At 63.3% G+C, this 16,927-nt stretch carries 15 protein-coding genes; 10 read left to right on the forward strand and 5 right to left on the reverse strand.

The genetic code is table 11. The annotated features are described in order from the left end of the window. Positions 1-132: 132 nt before the first annotated feature. Positions 133-1,968, reverse strand: coding sequence for a PHA/PHB synthase family protein (locus O7A05_RS15590; protein WP_337093956.1), 1,836 nt, complete (start codon positions 1,966-1,968; stop codon positions 133-135). Between the two features lie 97 nt (positions 1,969-2,065). Here O7A05_RS15590 and O7A05_RS15595 point away from each other — a divergent pair, with 97 nt between their 5' ends. The 5 genes from O7A05_RS15595 (at position 2,066) to recJ (ending at position 8,217) form a co-directional block, all read left to right on the forward strand. Then, positions 2,066-2,473 (forward strand): hypothetical protein, encoded by a 408-nt coding sequence (locus tag O7A05_RS15595; protein ID WP_337093957.1) that lies wholly within the window; start codon positions 2,066-2,068, stop codon positions 2,471-2,473. Positions 2,474-2,521: 48 nt separating this feature from the next. Continuing rightward, a complete protein-coding gene (locus O7A05_RS15600; RefSeq protein WP_337093958.1) occupies positions 2,522-3,739 on the forward strand; it encodes an LL-diaminopimelate aminotransferase in 1,218 nt (405 codons plus the stop codon). Between the two features lie 42 nt (positions 3,740-3,781). Next, positions 3,782-5,095: a homoserine dehydrogenase gene (locus tag O7A05_RS15605; protein WP_337093959.1), complete on the forward strand. Its 1,314-nt coding sequence runs from the start codon at positions 3,782-3,784 to the stop codon at positions 5,093-5,095. Between the two features lie 216 nt (positions 5,096-5,311). After that, complete coding sequence (gene glpX, locus O7A05_RS15610) at positions 5,312-6,295, forward strand: class II fructose-bisphosphatase (protein WP_337093960.1); 984 nt, start codon at positions 5,312-5,314, stop codon at positions 6,293-6,295. A 137-nt stretch (positions 6,296-6,432) separates the two neighbouring features. Further along, the gene (recJ, locus tag O7A05_RS15615; protein ID WP_337093961.1) at positions 6,433-8,217 is read left to right on the forward strand and encodes a single-stranded-DNA-specific exonuclease RecJ; all 1,785 of its coding nucleotides are present in this window, start codon (positions 6,433-6,435) and stop codon (positions 8,215-8,217) included. Between the two features lie 55 nt (positions 8,218-8,272). On the opposite strand, the gene O7A05_RS15620 is transcribed toward recJ, so the two are convergent. From O7A05_RS15620 to folE, 3 genes are all read right to left on the reverse strand, one after another. Continuing rightward, positions 8,273-9,238, reverse strand: coding sequence for a patatin family protein (locus tag O7A05_RS15620; RefSeq protein ID WP_337093962.1), 966 nt, complete (start codon positions 9,236-9,238; stop codon positions 8,273-8,275). Between the two features lie 84 nt (positions 9,239-9,322). Next, positions 9,323-9,781 (reverse strand): phosphoribosyl-AMP cyclohydrolase, encoded by a 459-nt coding sequence (gene hisI / locus O7A05_RS15625; RefSeq protein WP_337094091.1) that lies wholly within the window; start codon positions 9,779-9,781, stop codon positions 9,323-9,325. Between the two features lie 114 nt (positions 9,782-9,895). After that, the gene (gene folE, locus O7A05_RS15630; RefSeq protein ID WP_337093963.1) at positions 9,896-10,528 is read right to left on the reverse strand and encodes a GTP cyclohydrolase I FolE; all 633 of its coding nucleotides are present in this window, start codon (positions 10,526-10,528) and stop codon (positions 9,896-9,898) included. A gap of 236 nt (positions 10,529-10,764) precedes the next feature. Here folE and O7A05_RS15635 point away from each other — a divergent pair, with 236 nt between their 5' ends. Further along, entirely contained in the window at positions 10,765-11,211 is a 447-nt protein-coding gene (locus O7A05_RS15635; RefSeq protein WP_337093964.1) for an iron-sulfur cluster assembly scaffold protein, read from the forward strand. A 9-nt stretch (positions 11,212-11,220) separates the two neighbouring features. On the opposite strand, the gene O7A05_RS15640 is transcribed toward O7A05_RS15635, so the two are convergent. Then, positions 11,221-12,126: a LysR substrate-binding domain-containing protein gene (locus O7A05_RS15640; RefSeq protein WP_337093965.1), complete on the reverse strand. Its 906-nt coding sequence runs from the start codon at positions 12,124-12,126 to the stop codon at positions 11,221-11,223. Positions 12,127-12,447: 321 nt separating this feature from the next. On the opposite strand from O7A05_RS15640, the gene yidD reads away from it, so the two are divergent. From yidD to O7A05_RS15660, 4 genes are all read left to right on the forward strand, one after another. After that, entirely contained in the window at positions 12,448-12,822 is a 375-nt protein-coding gene (yidD, locus tag O7A05_RS15645) for a membrane protein insertion efficiency factor YidD (RefSeq protein ID WP_337094092.1), read from the forward strand. A gap of 144 nt (positions 12,823-12,966) precedes the next feature. Next, complete coding sequence (blaOXA, locus tag O7A05_RS15650) at positions 12,967-13,779, forward strand: class D beta-lactamase (RefSeq protein ID WP_337093966.1); 813 nt, start codon at positions 12,967-12,969, stop codon at positions 13,777-13,779. Positions 13,780-13,927: 148 nt separating this feature from the next. Then, positions 13,928-15,901 (forward strand): threonine--tRNA ligase, encoded by a 1,974-nt coding sequence (gene thrS, locus O7A05_RS15655; protein ID WP_337093967.1) that lies wholly within the window; start codon positions 13,928-13,930, stop codon positions 15,899-15,901. Between the two features lie 83 nt (positions 15,902-15,984). Beyond that, positions 15,985-16,926 (forward strand): lysophospholipid acyltransferase family protein, encoded by a 942-nt coding sequence (locus O7A05_RS15660; protein ID WP_337093968.1) that lies wholly within the window; start codon positions 15,985-15,987, stop codon positions 16,924-16,926. The last annotated feature ends 1 nt before the right edge of the window (position 16,927 follow it).

Genomic DNA, 16,927 nt, shown 5'->3' on the forward strand with positions numbered 1-16,927 from the left:
ACGGGATATGTGTCGAATCTGCAAGCCTCGGAATTAATCTGCGTCGGAAGGTGATTTGAGGCCGCCAAACGATTGACGCCACCATTTCGCCCTGTTTTGGCGGCCCGTCAACTCACCAGACATTACAGTCCGTTACACACGCACCTTGACATAGGTGCCCGGCGCATCTCCCAAGGTTTTCATACGCTTGCCGGGTTTGCGGGCGGGCACGCGAATGTTGTCCTGGTTCTCGATCCAGTGCTGCCAGTGCGTCCACCAGGAGCCTTGATGCTCGTGCGCGGCGGCAAGCCACGCGTTGAAATCCCCGACCGGCTTGCCGCCGGTCCAGTACTGGTATTTCTTAGCCGCCGGCGGGTTGACCACGCCGGCGATGTGGCCCGAACCCGCCATCACATATTCGACGTCGCCGCCGAAAAACTGCGATCCCCGGAACACCGAAAGCGCGGGCGCGATGTGGTCTTCTTTCGTCGCCAGGTTGTAGACCGGGATGGTGATGTCGGCCAGCGAGACGGTGCGGCTGGCAAGTTCCATCGTGCCGCGCGAGAGATTGTTCTCGAGATAGCAGTTGCGCAGGTAGAAGGAGTGGTTGGCCGCCGCCATGCGCGTGGAATCGGCATTCCAGTAAAGCAGGTCGAAGGGCAGAGGCTCCTTGCCGCGCATGTAGTTGTTGATGACATAGGGCCAGATCAGGTCGCCCGAGCGCAACATGTTGAAGGCGGTCGCCATCTTGGTGCCTTCGAGATAGCCCTTCTCGCTCATCGAGCGCTCGACGGCAGCGACCTGGTCCTCGTCGACGAAGACCTTGAGGTCGCCGGCATAGGTGAAGTCGACCTGGGTGGCGAAAAAGGTCGCCGATTTGATGCGGTAGTCGCCTTCCTGCGCCAACAGCGCCAGCGCAGCCGCGAGAAGCGTGCCGCCGACGCAGTAGCCGATGACGTTGACCTCTTTTTCGCCGGTGGCCTTCTGCACCATATCGAGGCCGAATTGCAGGCCTTCGCGGATATAGGCCTCCCAGCCCTTGGCGCCGTGGCGCTCGTCGGGGTTGATCCAGGAGATGACGAAGACTGTGTGGCCCTGCTCGATCGCCCAGCGGATGAAGGATTTCTGCGGGTTGAGGTCGAGGATATAGAATTTGTTGATCCATGGCGGGCAAATCAGCAGCGGCCGCTTCAGCACCGTCTCCGTCACCGCATCATATTGGATGATCTCGGCGACATCGCTGCGGCCGATGACCTTGCCGGGCGTGGTGGCGATGTTCTTGCCGATTTCGAAGGGCGTGTAGTCGGCCTGGCGCAGCTTCAGGTCGCCGCGGCCGGCGGCGATGTCCTCCGCCAGCATCTTCATGCCGCGCACCAGGTTTTCGCCGTTCGAGGCAACCGTTTCGCGAAACAGCTCCGGATTGGTCAGGATGAAGTTCGACGGCGCGATCGCGTTCGACACCTGCTTGACGTAGAAGCTCGCCTTATGGCGGGTGTGCTCGTCCAGGCCCTCGGCATGCTCGACGAGCTCGTTCGCCCAGCGCGAGGTGACGAGATAGGCCTGCTTCAAGAAGTCGAAGAAGGCGTTGCGGCCCCATTCGGGGTCCTGGAAGCGTTTGTCGCCGCGCTCGGGCTGAACCGCGTCCTGCGGCGCCTCGGCGTTGGGGTTGACCTTCTGGATGGCGTTCGCCCAGACCGTCATATAGCCGGCGAAGAGCCGCGTCTGCGCTTCGAGCGCGCGCTGCGGATCGCCCAGCCAGTACTCCGACAGCTTGGAGAAGGTCTTGACCATGTCGACCACCGGTTCGGCGACATGATCGCGCACCTCGCCCTTCTCGCGCGGTTCGGTCCAGGCGGAAGCTGCCTTGCCGGCCTGCTCGATCATGCGGGCCATGTTCAAGGCGAAACGCTCGGGGTCCTTCACCAGATATTGCTCGATGGCCGAAGGTCCGCCATTTTCCGCTTTGTCCGAATCGGGAGCTTTGGACATGGTGCGCGGGGTTCCTCCCGGAGCGTTTTCTTGACATATTACCATGGGACATCTGACCGGGTCCAATTCGCTGTAACCCGGCTGCCAGGAAAACAATATGACGATTAATGTTGGCGGGACTTTTTTTCTCAGGCCGGGTTCTATTTGCCGCATGGCGATGGTGGCGGGGTTGGTAAGCGTGCTGTTGCCCGCCGGCGGCTGCACCAGTACCAGCCCGAACAATACGGCGCCTACGGCGCTGACTGAAGGCCCGAAGGACACCGGGTCCTATCCCAACCTCAATATCCCGCCGAAGGTGGCCGCCAAGCAGCTCACCAAGGAGGAGACCGCGGCGAACCTCGCCCGGCTCAAGGCCGAGCAGCAGGCGCAGCTCGCCAAGGGCGGCAGCGTCAAGGCGCCGACGAATTCGGCGGCGCTCAAGACGCTTGCCAACACGCATGGCGATGACACGCTGAAGCAGATCGAGGGCAAATGCGACCCGACACTCGACCCCAACTGCAATTAGGTCTATATCGCGCGCCATAAGCGCTCCCTTCGATCGTCTGGAACTGAAATGGAAGAATTTCACAAGGTCCGCCGGCTTCCGCCTTACGTGTTCGAGCAGGTCAATCGGCTGAAGGCCAGCGCCCGCTCGCACGGCGCCGACATCATCGACCTTGGCATGGGCAATCCGGACCTGCCGACGCCGAAGGCCATCGTCGACAAATTGTGCGAAGTGGTGCGCGATCCGCGCACGCATCGCTACTCTGCTTCGCGCGGCATTCCGGGCCTGCGCCGCGCCCAGGCCAACTACTATCAGCGCCGCTTCGGCGTGAAGCTCAATCCTGACACGCAAGTGGTGGCGACGCTCGGCTCGAAGGAGGGTTTCGCCAACATGGCGCAGGCGATCACCGCACCCGGCGACGTGATCCTGTGCCCCAATCCGACCTATCCGATCCATGCCTTCGGCTTCATCATGTCGGGCGGCGTCATCCGCTCGCTGCAGGTCGAGCCCGATGACGGCTTCATCCCGGCGGTGGAGCGGGGCATCCGCCACTCGATCCCGAAGCCGCTGGCGCTGATCCTCAACTATCCGTCGAACCCGACGGCGCTGGTCGCCTCGCTCGATTTCTACAAGGACGTGGTCGCCTTCGCGAAGAAGAACGACATCATCATCCTGTCGGATCTCGCCTATTCGGAAATCTACTTCGACGGCAACCCGCCGCCTTCGGTTTTGCAGGTGCCGGGCGCGATGGATGTCTGCGTCGAGTTCACCTCGATGTCGAAGACCTTCTCCATGCCTGGATGGCGCATGGGCTTCGCGGTCGGCAACGAGCGGCTGATTTCGGCGCTGACGCGGGTGAAGTCCTACCTCGACTATGGCGCCTTCACGCCGATCCAGGTGGCGGCGGCACATGCGCTGAACGGCGACGGTGCCGACATTGAAGAGGTGCGCGAGGTCTACCACAAGCGCCGCGACGTGATGGTCGATTCCTTCAGCCGCGCCGGCTGGACCATTCCCGCGCCGGCCGCCTCGATGTTTGCCTGGGCGCCCATCCCCGAACAGTTCCGCCATCTCGGCTCGCTCGAATTCTCCAAGCTGCTCATCGAACATGCGGATGTTGCGGTGGCGCCGGGCATCGGCTTCGGCGAGCATGGCGACGACTATGTGCGCGTGGCCCTGGTCGAGAACGAGCACCGGATCCGCCAGGCAGCGCGCAACATCAAGAAATTCCTCGCGACCACCGCCAAGCAGCCCAACAATGTGGTGCCTTTAGCCGCTCATCGCTGAGTTTGCCGACATTTATTGAATTTTTGAGGGGCCTCGCCGGACATGGCTGAAGCGTTGCGTGTTGGAATTGCCGGTCTCGGTACGGTCGGCGCCTCGGTGGCGCGCGTGCTGCGCGACAAGACGGCCGAGCTCACCCGGCAGTGCGGCCGCGACATCGTCGTGACGGCCATTTCGGCCCGTGATCCGAAGCGCGACCGCGGCATCGATCTGAGCGCCGCGAAATGGTTCGACGACCCGGTCAAGCTGGCCGAAAAGGCCGATATCGACGTCTTCGTCGAGCTGATCGGTGGCGACGAGGGGCCGGCGCGGCTCTCGGTGAAGGCGGCGCTTGAGGCGGGCCGCCATGTCGTCACCGCCAACAAGGCGCTGCTCGCCAAGCATGGCGTGGCGCTTGCCGAGATCGCCGAGAAGAAGGGCGTGCTGCTCAATTACGAGGCAGCGGTGGCCGGTGGCATCCCGGTCATCAAGACGATGCGCGAGGCAATGGCCGGCAATGCGGTGACGCGTGTCTTCGGCATCCTCAATGGCACCTGCAACTACATCCTGACCCGCATGGAAGCCGAAGGCATCTCCTTCGACGCCTGCCTGAAGGACGCGCAGCGGCTTGGCTACGCCGAGGCCGATCCGACCTTTGACATCGAAGGCCACGACACGGCGCACAAATTGTCGATCCTGACCAGCCTTGCCTTCGGCACCAGGATCGCCGCCAACGACATCTATATGGAAGGCATCTCCAACATCACCCAGGCCGACATCCGCGCGGCCGGCGATCTCGGCTACCGCATCAAGCTGCTTGGCGTCGCCCAGCGCACCGAAAGCGGCATCGAGCAGCGCGTGCACCCGACCATGGTGCCCACGGCGTCGGTCATCGCGCAGGTGCATGGCGTGATCAACGCGGTGGCGATCGAGACCGACATTCTGGGCGAGCTTCTGCTTTCCGGTCCTGGCGCCGGCGGCAACGCCACCGCGTCGGCGGTGATCGGGGACATTGCCGATATCGCCAAGAGCCGCCCCGGCTTCCAGCACGCTCCGGTGTTTGGCTGGCCGGCGAAGGAACTGAAGCCTTACAAGAAAGCGCAGATGCGCAGCCATGCCGGCGGCTATTTCATCCGGCTGACCGTGCATGACCGCACAGGCGTCTTCGCGGCCATCGCCAAGCGCATGGCCGACAATGACATCTCGCTGGAATCGATCGTTCAACAGGCGGCCGGCGCGGAAACGCAGGCGCAGAAGACGGTGATCCTCGTCACGCATGAGACGACGGAAGCTGCGGTGCGCAGGGCCGTCGAAGGCATCACCAAGGATGGTCATCTGACCGACAAGCCGCAAGTGATCCGCATCGAGCGGGCGGAATAAGCCCAAGTCCGGTTCCGCCTTCAATCGATTGATTTTGCTGTCATTTCGAAAAATGACCTGGCAAGTCTTGCCGTTGTCATGGAGCTTTGCCAGAAAAAGCGCGCCTCTGGCGGGAGGCGGAGCAATTCCGGCGCTCAATGGTTCTGGAATTGCTCGAAGCAACAATTAGAGCGGTTCAGTTCTGAACCGCTCTCACGACAACGAGGAATGCCATCCATGAACATCGCCCAGAACATCGCCGCCGGTCTCGACCGGATCCTTACGATGGAAGTCGTGCGCGTGACCGAGCGGGCGGCGGTCGCGGCCGCCAGGCTGCGCGGGCGCGGCGATGAGAAGGCTGCCGATCAGGTGGCGGTGGACGCGATGCGCCAAGAGCTCAACCGGCTGGCGATCAAAGGCACGGTGGTGATCGGCGAGGGCGAGCGCGACGAGGCGCCGATGCTCTATATCGGCGAGGAGGTCGGCACCGGCAAGGGCCCGGCCGTCGACATCGCGCTCGATCCGCTCGAAGGCACGACGATCTGCGCCAAGAACCTACCCAACGCGCTTGCCGTCATCGCGATTGCGGAAAAGGGCAGCCTGCTGTTCGCGCCAGACGTCTATATGGACAAGATCGCCATCGGCCCCGGTTATCCGGAAGGCCTCATCGACATCGACGCCTCGCCGGAGGAAAACCTAGCCAATCTGGCCAAGGCCAAGGGCGTGGCGGTCTCTGACATCACCGCGTGCATCCTCGACCGGCCGCGTCACGCCAGGCTGATCGACGCCGTGCGCGCCACGGGCGCCGCGATCCGGCTGATCGGCGACGGCGATGTCGCGGGCGTTATCCACACCACCGACTCCGACGAGACAGGCATCGACATCTATCTGGGCACCGGCGGCGCTCCGGAGGGCGTGCTGGCCGCGGCGGCGCTTCGCTGCACTGGCGGGCAGATGCTGGGCCGGCTGATCCTCGACACGCCGGAAAAGGTGGCGCGGGCGCAGAAGATGGGCATTTCCGATCCGAAGCGGGTCTACCGCGCCCAGGACATGGCGCGCGGCGACGTGCTGTTCGCTGCGACCGGCGTCACTGACGGCAATTTACTCGACGGCGTGAAATTCGGGCGCACCTTCATCACCACCCACACCGTCGTGCTGCGCTCGTCCTCGCGCACGGTGCGCGAGATCAAGGCGCGTCACCAGGATCTGGACAAGTTTTGATTTCGCCTTGGCCGGGCGCTTTGCCGCAATCCGGGGAAACCTTCCACACCTTTCCCCGGATTGCTCGCTGCCCGGCAATTGCTCCGGCCGTCGCATGTTGATATCTGCGCAAGGATGATGTGCAGACGGCGCGTCGCATGACGGGCGAGAAACGGTTCTTCCTCGATGTCAGGCAGTCGGCGACCGGTGTTTCCTGGGAACACCGGCTGACTGAGCGCCAGGATATGGCCGCTTTGGCGATGGCGCAGGGCCATGGCGTGCCCGACATCGTGGCGCGGGTGCTTGCCGGGCGCGGGGTCAGCGTGGAACAGACCGCGCGCTTCCTCGACCCGACCATTCGCGAACTTTTGCCGAACCCAGCGTCGCTGACCGATATGGAGAAAGCGGCGACAAGGCTGGCCGATGCGATCGTCGCCCACGAAAAAGTGGCGATCTTCGGCGATTACGATGTCGACGGCGCGGCCTCGTCAGCGCTGTTAAAGCGCTTTCTCACGCATTTTTCCGTACCGTCCGAAATCTATATCCCGGACCGCATCTTCGAAGGCTATGGGCCCAATCCGGAAGCGATGCGAGACTTGATCTCGCGCGGCGCGAAGCTGATCGTCACCGTCGACTGCGGCACCAACAGCGCGATCTCGATCGAGGCGGCCAGAGAAGCCGGCGCCGACGTCGTGGTGCTCGACCATCACCAGGTCGGCGGCCCGCTTCCGCGAGCGGAGGCCGTGGTCAATCCCAACCGCGAGGACGACCTGTCGGGGCAGGGGCATCTGTGCGCCGCCGGCGTCGTTTTCCTGTGCCTGGTGCAGACGGCCAAGGTGCTGCGCGAGAGGCTACCCGATGCCGCGCCGGTCGATCTGCTTTCGATGCTCGATCTGGTGGCGCTGGCGACGGTCTGCGACGTGGTGCCGCTCACCGGCGTTAACCGCGCCTTCGTCGTCAAGGGGCTGCAGGTGTTGCGCCAACAGAAGAATGAGGGGCTTGCGGCGCTGGCGCGGGTCTCGCGCATCGGCGAGCCGATCAACACTTTCCATCTGTCCTTCCTGATCGGCCCGCGCACCAATGCCGGCGGCCGCATCGGCGATGCCGCGCTCGGCAGCCGGCTTTTGGCCACCGACGATCCCGTCGAGGCGGCAAGCATCGCCGAGACGCTGGACCGGCTGAACCAGGAACGGCAGCAGATGGAGCAGGAGATGCTGGCGCAGGCGCGGGCCGAGGCCGATGCGGAGCTTGCCGGCGGCAACGGTCCCGCCGTCGTCGTCACGGCCAGCAACAGCTGGCACCCCGGCATCGTCGGGCTGATCGCCTCGCGGCTCAAGGATTATGCGCGCCGGCCGGCCTTTGCCATCGCCTTCAATTCGACCGGCATCGGCACGGGCTCCGGCCGTTCTGTGACCGGCTTCGACCTCGGCCGGCTGGTGCGCGAGGCGGCGGCTGCCGGACTGATCGTCAAGGGCGGCGGCCATGCGATGGCCGCCGGCATCACCGTCGAGCGTGCGAAGCTCGGCGAGTTGCGCGCCTTCTTCGAGGAGCGCGCCGCGGCCGACGTGTTCCGGCTGCAGAATGAGGAAAGCCTGGCGATCGACGGCGCCTTGGCCGCCGAGGGCGCCACGATCGCGCTGCTCGACGCGCTTGAGAAAGCCGGGCCGTTCGGGGCCGGGCACATCGCGCCGGTGTTCGTGTTGCCGCGCCACCGGCTAACCGATGCGCGCGCGATCGGCACCAATCACATTCGGGTGGACCTGCAGTCGCAAAGCGGCGGCAACATCCAAGCCATAGCGTTCCGTGCCGTCGACACAGCGCTCGGCGAATTCCTGTTTAAAAATAGGGGCAGGACCGTGCATATCGCCGGTTCGTTGTTGGGCAATTACTGGAACGGCAACCGCACGGTGCAGTTTCGCATCAGCGATGCCGCGCTGGCGTAAGGTGTGCTGATATTCAGGTGATGCAGGCCACCTTAAGAATGGCGGTGGATTGCAATCACACCAGAACGGACTGCAGGCGGGTCAGTTCGCTGATCTGCGCCTTTGTCGCCTGGTAGCCGATGCTGATCGCCTCGTCGGCGCGGTGGAATTCAGTCAGGCCGATATGGCTGAGTTTCGGCTGCAGCGACATGTCCGGCGGATCGCCGGCCAGCCTGGCGCGCGAAATCCGGTCCTGGATGATGTTGAACGCCTCGACCATCACGCCGGTGATGCCAAGGCGGGTATGATGGGCCTGATGCTCGGGCTGGCCGAGTCTCGGCGCGTCGTTCTCCACGACCAGCTCACCGGCGCTGTGCTTTATCACGGCGGCGCGGCCGAACAGGTCGTAGTGCAGGTTGACGGCGACTACGAGCGGCTGCTCATAGGCGCGGCAGACCGACACAGGCACCGGATTGACCAGCGCGCCGTCGACCAGGATGCGGCCGTTGCAGTTCACCGGCTCGAAAACGCCGGGCAGCGCGTAGGAGGCGCGCATGGCGGTGATCAGCGAGCCATTCGACAGCCAGATCTCATGGCCGGTGCGAATCTCCGAGGTGACGGCGACAAACGGCTTGGACAAGTTCTCGAAGCGGACGCCGGCCAGATGTTCGCGCAGCCGCGCGTCGAGCTTCATGCCGCCGAACAGGCCGCTGCCGCGCAGATTGAGATCAAGAAGGCCGAAGATGCGCCGCTTGGTCAGGCTTCGGGCAAACCCCTCCAACTCGTCGAGCTTGCCGGCAAGGTAGCAGCCGCCGACCAATGCGCCGATCGAGGTGCCGGCTATCATCGATACTTCGATGCCGGCCTCGTCGAGCGCGCGCAAAACGCCGATATGGGCCCAGCCCCTAGCGCAACCGCCGCCAAGCGCCAGCGAAATGCCGATCTTCTTCTGAGACGTCGGGTCAGATGCGCCGCCGGACGATGCCGGGCCATTGGCCTCCCGAACGTCAGGTCTGCTGCGCAATGACGCCCATTCGAGCATCATGATCTCCCTTGTCCCATATCCCTTCTACCAAAAGGATATTTGAGAATAATGAATCTGAGTGGTTTGTGAATATCGAATGGTTCACACCGGCTTCAGATACGTCTGGTACGCATCGAACAGCGGCTTGCTACCGTCGCCGGCAAGCACCGCCTTGCCGTCGCTGAGCCCCACCGTCCGATAAAAACAAGAACGCCGTCCGGTGTGGCAGGTTGCGTCGTGGCCCAACACTTTGACGCGCAACCATATCGCGTCTTGGTCACAATCCGTGCGCATCTCGACGACGTGCTGGAAATTGCCCGAGGTCTCGCCCTTCTTCCACAGCGCGTTGCGTGAGCGCGACCAGTAATGGGCAATGCCGGTCTCAAGCGTAAGCGCCAGCGCCTCGGCGTTCATATGCGCGACCATCAACAGCATGCCGTCGCCGGCATCGGTGACGACGACGGTGACGAGGCCTGCGGCATCGAAACGCGGAGAAAGGAGCGAGCCTTCCTCCAACGCTTTCTTGTCCGACGGAGCTTTTGGAAATTCGACTGCCGACATCGTCGGTCCATCTTTCTGTTTGGCCATGATCTTATCCGAAACCGGTCTCCACTTTTCGCTGACGCGGTCCTTCGGTTCGGGATCATGGCCGGATGAGCCGGCGAGGGCCGGAAATCAGCCGCCTACGCGCACCATGGTGACGAAACGGACCTGCTCCTCGGGCGTATCCTTGAAGACGCCCGTGAAGGTCGAGGTCAGCGTGGTCGAGTCCTGCTTGCGGATGCCGCGCATGGCCATGCACATATGCTCGGCCTCGAGCATGACGGCGACGCCGCGCGGATTGAGCACGTCCTGGATGACGCCGGCGATCTGCGCGGTCATCGCTTCCTGCGTCTGCAGGCGATGCGCGAAGATATCGACGACACGCGCGATCTTCGACAGGCCGACGACCTTGCCGTCCGGCAGATAGCCGACATGCGCCTTGCCGATGATCGGCACCATGTGGTGCTCGCAATGCGAATGGAATTTTATGTCCTTGACGATGACGAGGTCGTCGTAGCCGGCCACTTCCTCGAAGGTGCGGCCAAGCTCGTCGGCCGGGCACATGTCATAGCCGTTGAACATTTCGCGGAAAGCTTTGGTGACGCGCTTGGGCGTGTCGACCAGGCCTTCGCGGTCCGGGTTGTCGCCGGTCCAGCGCAACAGCGTGCGCACAGCGGCTTCCACCTCGGCCTCGGTCGGCCGGTCCGTGACCGGCTTTTCCATATACTCGGACGGGGGCATGATTTTCTTGATGACGGCATCCATAAAGGCGTCTCCCGTAGTCCCACTCAAAGGTGGGACGAGTTGAACGGACCACGACCTTTTGGGTGAAAATCGCCCATTTCCATCCCGCAAGCGGCGTGAACAGATGAGCATGGACAATGGGTTCCATTCGCCTTGTCGATGCCCGACTGCCAACATTATATATGGGCACGGCAGAGCGAAAGGAAGACGCGAGAGCGGCAAAGCCTGTTCGCTGGGCGGCGACGGATTGGAAAAATATGACCGACGACGTCTACAATGCGAAAATTCTCGGCTTCGCCGGGAATATAGGGCGGATCGGCCGGCTAGACGATGCCGATGCGACCGCCAGGGCGCATTCCAAATTGTGCGGCTCGACCGTCACCGTCGACCTCAAGATGGACGGCGATGTGGTGACCGATTTCGCCCATGACGTGAAGGCCTGCGCGCTCGGCCAGGCCTCGTCCTCGATCATGGCCCAGCATGTGGTCGGCGCCAGCGCCGACGAATTGCGCGCCGTGCGCGAAACCATGCTGAAGATGCTGAAGGAGAACGGCGCGCCGCCGGAGGGCCGCTTCGCCGACCTCAAATATCTGGAGCCGGTGCGCGACTATAAGGCGCGCCACGCCTCGACCATGCTGACCTTTGACGCAGTGGTCGACGCGATCGGCCAGATCGAGAAGAAGCGCGCCGGAAAGGCGGCTTGAAGATAGGGCTTAGCCCGTTCCCCCGGTCACCGCGAACTCGCTTCGGATCCAGTCGGCGAACGCCCTGGCGGGTTCCGGCAGATCCGCCATGCTCCTGGCCACCAGCCAGTAGGCGCCGGAAGCGACATCGATGTCGAACGGCTTGATCAAAGTGCCCGACGCGAGCTCTTCGCCGACCTGCAAAAGATCGCCGAGCGCCACGCCGTGGCCGAGCAGCGCGGCCTGTTTCGACAGCGACACGTCGGCCAACATGGGGCCGCGTGCGGGCACCGCATCGGCGGGCACGCCGGCAGCCTGGAACCATCGCGCCCAACCCTGGCGGTTTTCCTCATGCAGCAGCGTGTAATGGCGAAGGTCGATCGGCTTTTCCAGAGGAGGGCCGGAGGCGAGCAGCGCCGGCGACAGAACCGGTGAATCGACGGTCGAGGCCAAGCGCTCGGCCTCGCTGCGCGGCCATGAGGTGGCGTGCGCGCTGAAACGCAATGCAAGCTCGGGCTGATCGCTGCGGAACTCGATCGGCCGTGGATCGACTTCGAGGGACACATCGATGTCGGACCGCAACTGGCGAAAGCGATTGAGCCGCGGCAGCAGCCATATGGCGGCAAGCGACGGTTCGACGCTGACGCGGACAATCGCCTGCGCCGGCGAGGCCGTAAGCTCCGAAAGCACGCGGTCGAAGTCGTCGAAGCTTCTGACCAATCGGTCGAGCAGCCGATGTCCCGCATCCGTCAACTCGACGCGGCGATGGAGGCGCAGAAACAGCGGTCTGCCCAAAAACGTCTCGAGCTCGCGTATCTGCCGGCTAATCGCGGCCTGCGAGACGTAAAGCTCCTCGGCCGCCCGGCTGAAGCTCAAATGGCGGCCGGCCGTCTCGAAGCTCCTGAGCGCCGTCAGCGGCAGCCGGCCACGCTTCATGTCGCATAACCTCAAGTTATTCGAAGCGGAAATTATACTCGTTTGAGAGGGAAGGCCAGCGGCGGTCTAATCCGTTTCAAAGGAGACCTGCCATGAACGAATTCCTGGCAATTTTCAGCGACGTGATACGGATAGCGACCTTCCAATGGCATGGCGAAGTCGTGCGCAGCGGACATCACCATGACTGTCGCGATCTTCCCCATCACCATCGCCCATGGGACGGCGGCCATCCCGTCCGGCACTCCAGACCTTGAGGACAAAAGTATTGCGTTTCAGCACCGAAGCCCACATCTATCGCGCAGTGAAACAGGCTGCGGAGCGATGGGCGACCATTCCGGACATACGCACGGCACCCGGCCGATCCAATATGGACGCAACTGGCCGGGGCCTTGGCGCAAGACGCCCGGGCGCGTCGTGGGCACGTCGCTCGTGCGCCTCTATCAACTGACGCTCTCAGGTTTCGTCGGCAACAGCTGCCGGCACCTGCCGACCTGCTCCGAATATGCCCATGAGGCGATTGCCCGCCATGGCCTGTGGGCGGGCGGCTGGATGGGACTGTTCCGGGTGCTGCGCTGCGGGCCATTCGGAACGCATGGCATCGACCGCGTGCCGGAGACGCTTGCGGCGCGCTATGTCTGGTTCATGCCCTGGCGCTACTGGCGGATCGGCAAAAGGCACAGCGAACCCGAAATCTGATTGCTTCGCCGTCCCCCGCGACGCGGATTTAACGGTCCGGTAGGGTTAACGCGAAGCTGCACAAACACTGCGAATTTGAGACAAAATCGAGACAAGTCGCCTCGCTAAGCGGCTCCTGTAATCTCATACCGGAGTGACTTCGCCATGCGCCAGATGGATCGCTATCCTTTCATTTTCGCCATCGTCCTTTTCCTTCTGGCCTGGATGCTGGGCTTGCCGGTGCGGGCGCAATCGGCGCCGCTGGGCGACATCCATTGCACGCTGATCCAGGACCAGCAAAGCGGCGCAACACTTTACCAGGACGGCGTCTGCGACCAGCGCGTCAGCCCGGCTTCGACGTTCAAGGTGCCCCTGGCGCTGATCGGCTACGATGCCGGCATCCTGGGCGACCAGCACACGCCGAGCTGGGACTACAAGCCGGAGTTCAAGGCGGCGAAGCGCGACCAGAAGACCGTCGATCCGACGATCTGGGAACGCGATTCCATCGTCTGGTACTCGCGCGAAATCACGCGGAGGCTCGGTGCCGAGAAGTTCGCCGGCTACGTGTCGAAATTCGGCTATGGCAACAAGGATGTCTCGGGCGATGCCGGCAAGGACAACGGGCTGACGCAATCCTGGATCAATTCCTCGCTCGAAATATCGCCGGTCGAGCAGACGGCTTTCCTGCGCCAGCTGCTCGCCGGCAAGATGCCGGTGTCGACGAAGGCGCATGAGATGACCAGGGCGATCCTGCCGACCTTCGCGGCAGGGGACTGGACTGTGCAAGGCAAGACGGGCAGCACCAGGCTCGGCCAGGACGGCAAGCGCTCGCTCGGCTGGTTCGTCGGCTGGGCCGAGAAGGACGGCCGTCGCATCGTCTTTGCAAGGCTGGTCGTCGATGCCAAGCGTACCGGAGAGCCGAAGGGTCTCGCGACACGGGCGGCGTTCCTGAAGGACTTGCCGGACGTTATCAAATAGAACGGCATGCGGCTTTACGGCGGCGGAAACTCCTCATAAAAGATGCCGCGCCGGATGCCTCCGGCTAACCCTCTGCAAGCCGCAACGCGCCCAGCGACATGCATTTCACCACCCGCGCTCGTTTGCGGGACTGGATAGGAGAACCCTGATGCCGAATTCCGTTTCCCTGACATTTCCCGATGGTTCGGTCCGCGACTACGATGCGGCACTGACCGGCGCCGGTCTTGCCGAATTGATCTCCAAGTCGCTGGCCAAGAAGGCTGTCGCCTATAGCCTCGACGGCATCGTTCGCGATCTTTCCGATCCGCTCGGCGTGTCGGGCAAGGTCGAGATCATCACCCGCGAGGATCCGCGCGCGCTGGAGCTCATCCGCCACGATGCGGCGCATGTGCTGGCAGAGGCCGTGCAGGAATTGTGGCCGGGAACGCAGGTGACGATCGGGCCGGTCATCGAGAACGGGTTCTATTACGACTTCGCGCGCAACGAGCCGTTCACGCCGGACGATTTTCCGGTGATCGAAAAGAAGATGCGCGAGATCATTGCGCGCAACAAACCCTTCACCAAGGAAGTGTGGTCGCGCGAGAAGGCGAAGAAGGTCTTCGCCGAAAAGGGCGAGCGCTACAAGCTCGAGCTGATCGACGCCATTCCGGAAGACCAGGACCTCAAGATCTACGCGCAGGGCGACTGGTTCGACCTGTGCCGCGGTCCGCACATGGCCTCGACCGGGCAGATCGGCAATGCCTTCAAGCTCATGAAGGTGGCGGGCGCCTATTGGCGCGGTGACTCGAACAACCCGATGTTGACGCGCATCTACGGCACCGCCTGGGCCGACCAGGCGCAACTCGATGCCTACCAGACGCTGCTCGAAGAGGCCGAGAAGCGCGATCATCGCAAGCTCGGGCGCGAGATGGACCTGTTCCATTTCCAGGAAGAGGGGCCAGGCGTCGTCTTTTGGCATGCCAAGGGCTGGAAGATGGTGCAGAACCTGATCAACTATATGCGCCGGCGCCTCGACGAGCATGGCTATCAGGAAGTCAACGCGCCGCAGGTTCTGGACAAGAGCCTGTGGGAGACGTCGGGACACTGGGGCTGGTATCGCGACGCCATGTTCAAGGTCACGGTCGCCGGCGACGACACCGACGACGACCGTGTCTTTGCGCTGAAGCCGATGAACTGTCCCGGGCACGTGCAGATCTTCAAGCATGGCTTGAAGTCTTATCGCGAACTGCCCGTCAAGCTTGCGGAGTTCGGCAATGTGCATCGCTACGAGCCCTCGGGCGCGCTGCACGGGCTGATGCGCGTGCGCGGCTTCACGCAGGACGATGCGCATATCTTCTGCACCGAGGAGCAGCTCGCGGCCGAATGCCTGCGCATCAACGATCTGATCCTGTCCACCTATGCCGATTTCGGCTTCGACGAGGTCAGCGTGAAGCTGTCGACGCGGCCGGACAAGCGCGTCGGCACCGACGAGGCCTGGGACCATGCCGAGGCGATCATGAGCAACGTGCTGGAGACGATCCGCACGCGCTCCGGCAACCGCATCAAGACCTCGATCAATCCGGGCGAGGGCGCCTTCTACGGCCCAAAGTTCGAATATGTGTTGAAGGACGCCATCGGCCGCGAATGGCAGTGCGGCACCACGCAGGTCGACTTCAACCTGCCGGAGCGCTTCGGCGCCTTCTATATCGGCTCGGATTCGGAGAAGAAGCAGCCGGTGATGGTGCATCGCGCAGTGTGCGGTTCGATGGAGCGCTTCCTCGGCATCCTGATCGAGAACTACTCCGGCCATTTCCCGTTGTGGTTCGCGCCGTTGCAGGTGGTGGTGGCGACGATCACCTCCGATGCCGACGAATACGCCATGAAGGTGGTCGCGCGGCTGAAGGCCGCGGGACTGCTCGCCGAGACCGACCTGCGCAACGAGAAGATCAACTACAAAGTGCGCGAGCACTCCCTGGCCAAGGTGCCAGTCATCCTCGTCTGCGGCAAGCGCGAGGCCGAGGATGAAACCGTCAATGTCCGCCGGTTGGGTTCGCGCGACCAGGAATCGCTCAAGCTCGAGGATGCCGTGAAGTCTCTCGCGGACGAGGCGGTCTCGCCCGACCGCAAGCGTCGCGCCGCCTGACATACCCGCACGTCTTGAAATGGCGGTGGCGTGTCCACCGCCATTTTCACATGCCTGTCACGCCAGCCTTGTAACGAGCCGCCATGCTCAAGTTGAAACTGCGGGAAAGACGGTTTCCCGAGCTCTCCTACGCCAACCCGCATCAACCGGTGCTGACGCGCTGGTTCATCCATTCGGTCGAGGGCCTGTCGGGGCGCGATCGCTTCGCCGTGCTTTACGACTTCTGGCGCCGCCAGGTGGTGCCGACCGGCGACCGGGTGTTCAGCCGCATGCTGGAATTGATCGACGTCAAGGTCCGCAACGCCGTGCAATGGCCGCCGGCTGAACTGCCGGACACGCCGCTGGTCATCATCGCCAACCATCCTTTCGGCATCGGCGACGGCATCGCGGTGCTGTCGCTGGTCGAGCAACTGGGCCGGCCGTTCCGGGTCATGATCCATAAGGATCTGATGAGGATCCGCGAGATGGAGCCATATTCGCTGCCGATCGATTTCTCCGAGACCAAGGAAGCGCTGAAGAACAACTTGGCGGTGCGCCATGAAGCGGTGCGGCTGTTGAAGGAAGGTGTCACCATCGTCGTCTTCCCGGCCGGCGGCGTCGCCACGGCGCCCAAGGGTTTCGGCCGCGCCGTCGACCTGCCGTGGAAGATGTTCCCGGCCAAGCTAATCCAGGACGCCAAGGCCTCGGTCATCCCGATGCATTTTTCCGGCCAGAACGGCCGCCTGTTCCATCTCGTCAGCGGCCCGATGAACATGGCCGAGCGCGACAGCCGCGTGGCGAAGTTCATCGGCAAGGCATCGCTGACATTGCGCACCTCGTTGCTTATCCGCGAATTCGCCCGCCTCTCGGGCAAGGCGATCGAGGTGCGCATCGGCGACGTGCTGAGCTGGAGCGACCTCGAACCGCTGCGCGACCGCAAGGTGCTGCTCGATCGCCTCTATCGCGCGGTTTTCGACTTGGCGACGCCTTCCGCGCAGCGTGGCCGCGTGCCCTTCCTGCCGAAGCGGATGCGCAAGGCGGCCTGAA

Origin of the sequence: Mesorhizobium argentiipisi (SeqCode), from assembly GCF_037179585.1 — a bacterium.
Classification (GTDB): domain Bacteria; phylum Pseudomonadota; class Alphaproteobacteria; order Rhizobiales; family Rhizobiaceae; genus Mesorhizobium; species Mesorhizobium argentiipisi.

Bases quoted from the DNA above. Each gene is read 5' to 3' on its own strand.
- yidD (WP_337094092.1), top strand. From the start codon at position 12,448: ATGGGCGACCATTCCGGACATACGCACGGCACCCGGCCGATCCAATAT.
- blaOXA (WP_337093966.1), top strand. From the start codon at position 12,967: ATGCGCCAGATGGATCGCTATCCTTTCATTTTCGCCATCGTCCTTTTC.
- O7A05_RS15635 (WP_337093964.1), top strand. From the start codon at position 10,765: ATGACCGACGACGTCTACAATGCGAAAATTCTCGGCTTCGCCGGGAAT.
- hisI (WP_337094091.1), bottom strand. From the start codon at position 9,781: ATGTCGGCAGTCGAATTTCCAAAAGCTCCGTCGGACAAGAAAGCGTTG.
- glpX (WP_337093960.1), top strand. From the start codon at position 5,312: ATGAACATCGCCCAGAACATCGCCGCCGGTCTCGACCGGATCCTTACG.
- O7A05_RS15590 (WP_337093956.1), bottom strand. From the start codon at position 1,968: ATGTCCAAAGCTCCCGATTCGGACAAAGCGGAAAATGGCGGACCTTCG.
- thrS (WP_337093967.1), top strand. From the start codon at position 13,928: ATGCCGAATTCCGTTTCCCTGACATTTCCCGATGGTTCGGTCCGCGAC.
- O7A05_RS15660 (WP_337093968.1), top strand. From the start codon at position 15,985: ATGCTCAAGTTGAAACTGCGGGAAAGACGGTTTCCCGAGCTCTCCTAC.
- folE (WP_337093963.1), bottom strand. From the start codon at position 10,528: ATGGATGCCGTCATCAAGAAAATCATGCCCCCGTCCGAGTATATGGAA.
- O7A05_RS15600 (WP_337093958.1), top strand. From the start codon at position 2,522: ATGGAAGAATTTCACAAGGTCCGCCGGCTTCCGCCTTACGTGTTCGAG.
- recJ (WP_337093961.1), top strand. From the start codon at position 6,433: ATGACGGGCGAGAAACGGTTCTTCCTCGATGTCAGGCAGTCGGCGACC.
- O7A05_RS15620 (WP_337093962.1), bottom strand. From the start codon at position 9,238: ATGCTCGAATGGGCGTCATTGCGCAGCAGACCTGACGTTCGGGAGGCC.
- O7A05_RS15605 (WP_337093959.1), top strand. From the start codon at position 3,782: ATGGCTGAAGCGTTGCGTGTTGGAATTGCCGGTCTCGGTACGGTCGGC.
- O7A05_RS15640 (WP_337093965.1), bottom strand. From the start codon at position 12,126: ATGAAGCGTGGCCGGCTGCCGCTGACGGCGCTCAGGAGCTTCGAGACG.
- O7A05_RS15595 (WP_337093957.1), top strand. From the start codon at position 2,066: ATGACGATTAATGTTGGCGGGACTTTTTTTCTCAGGCCGGGTTCTATT.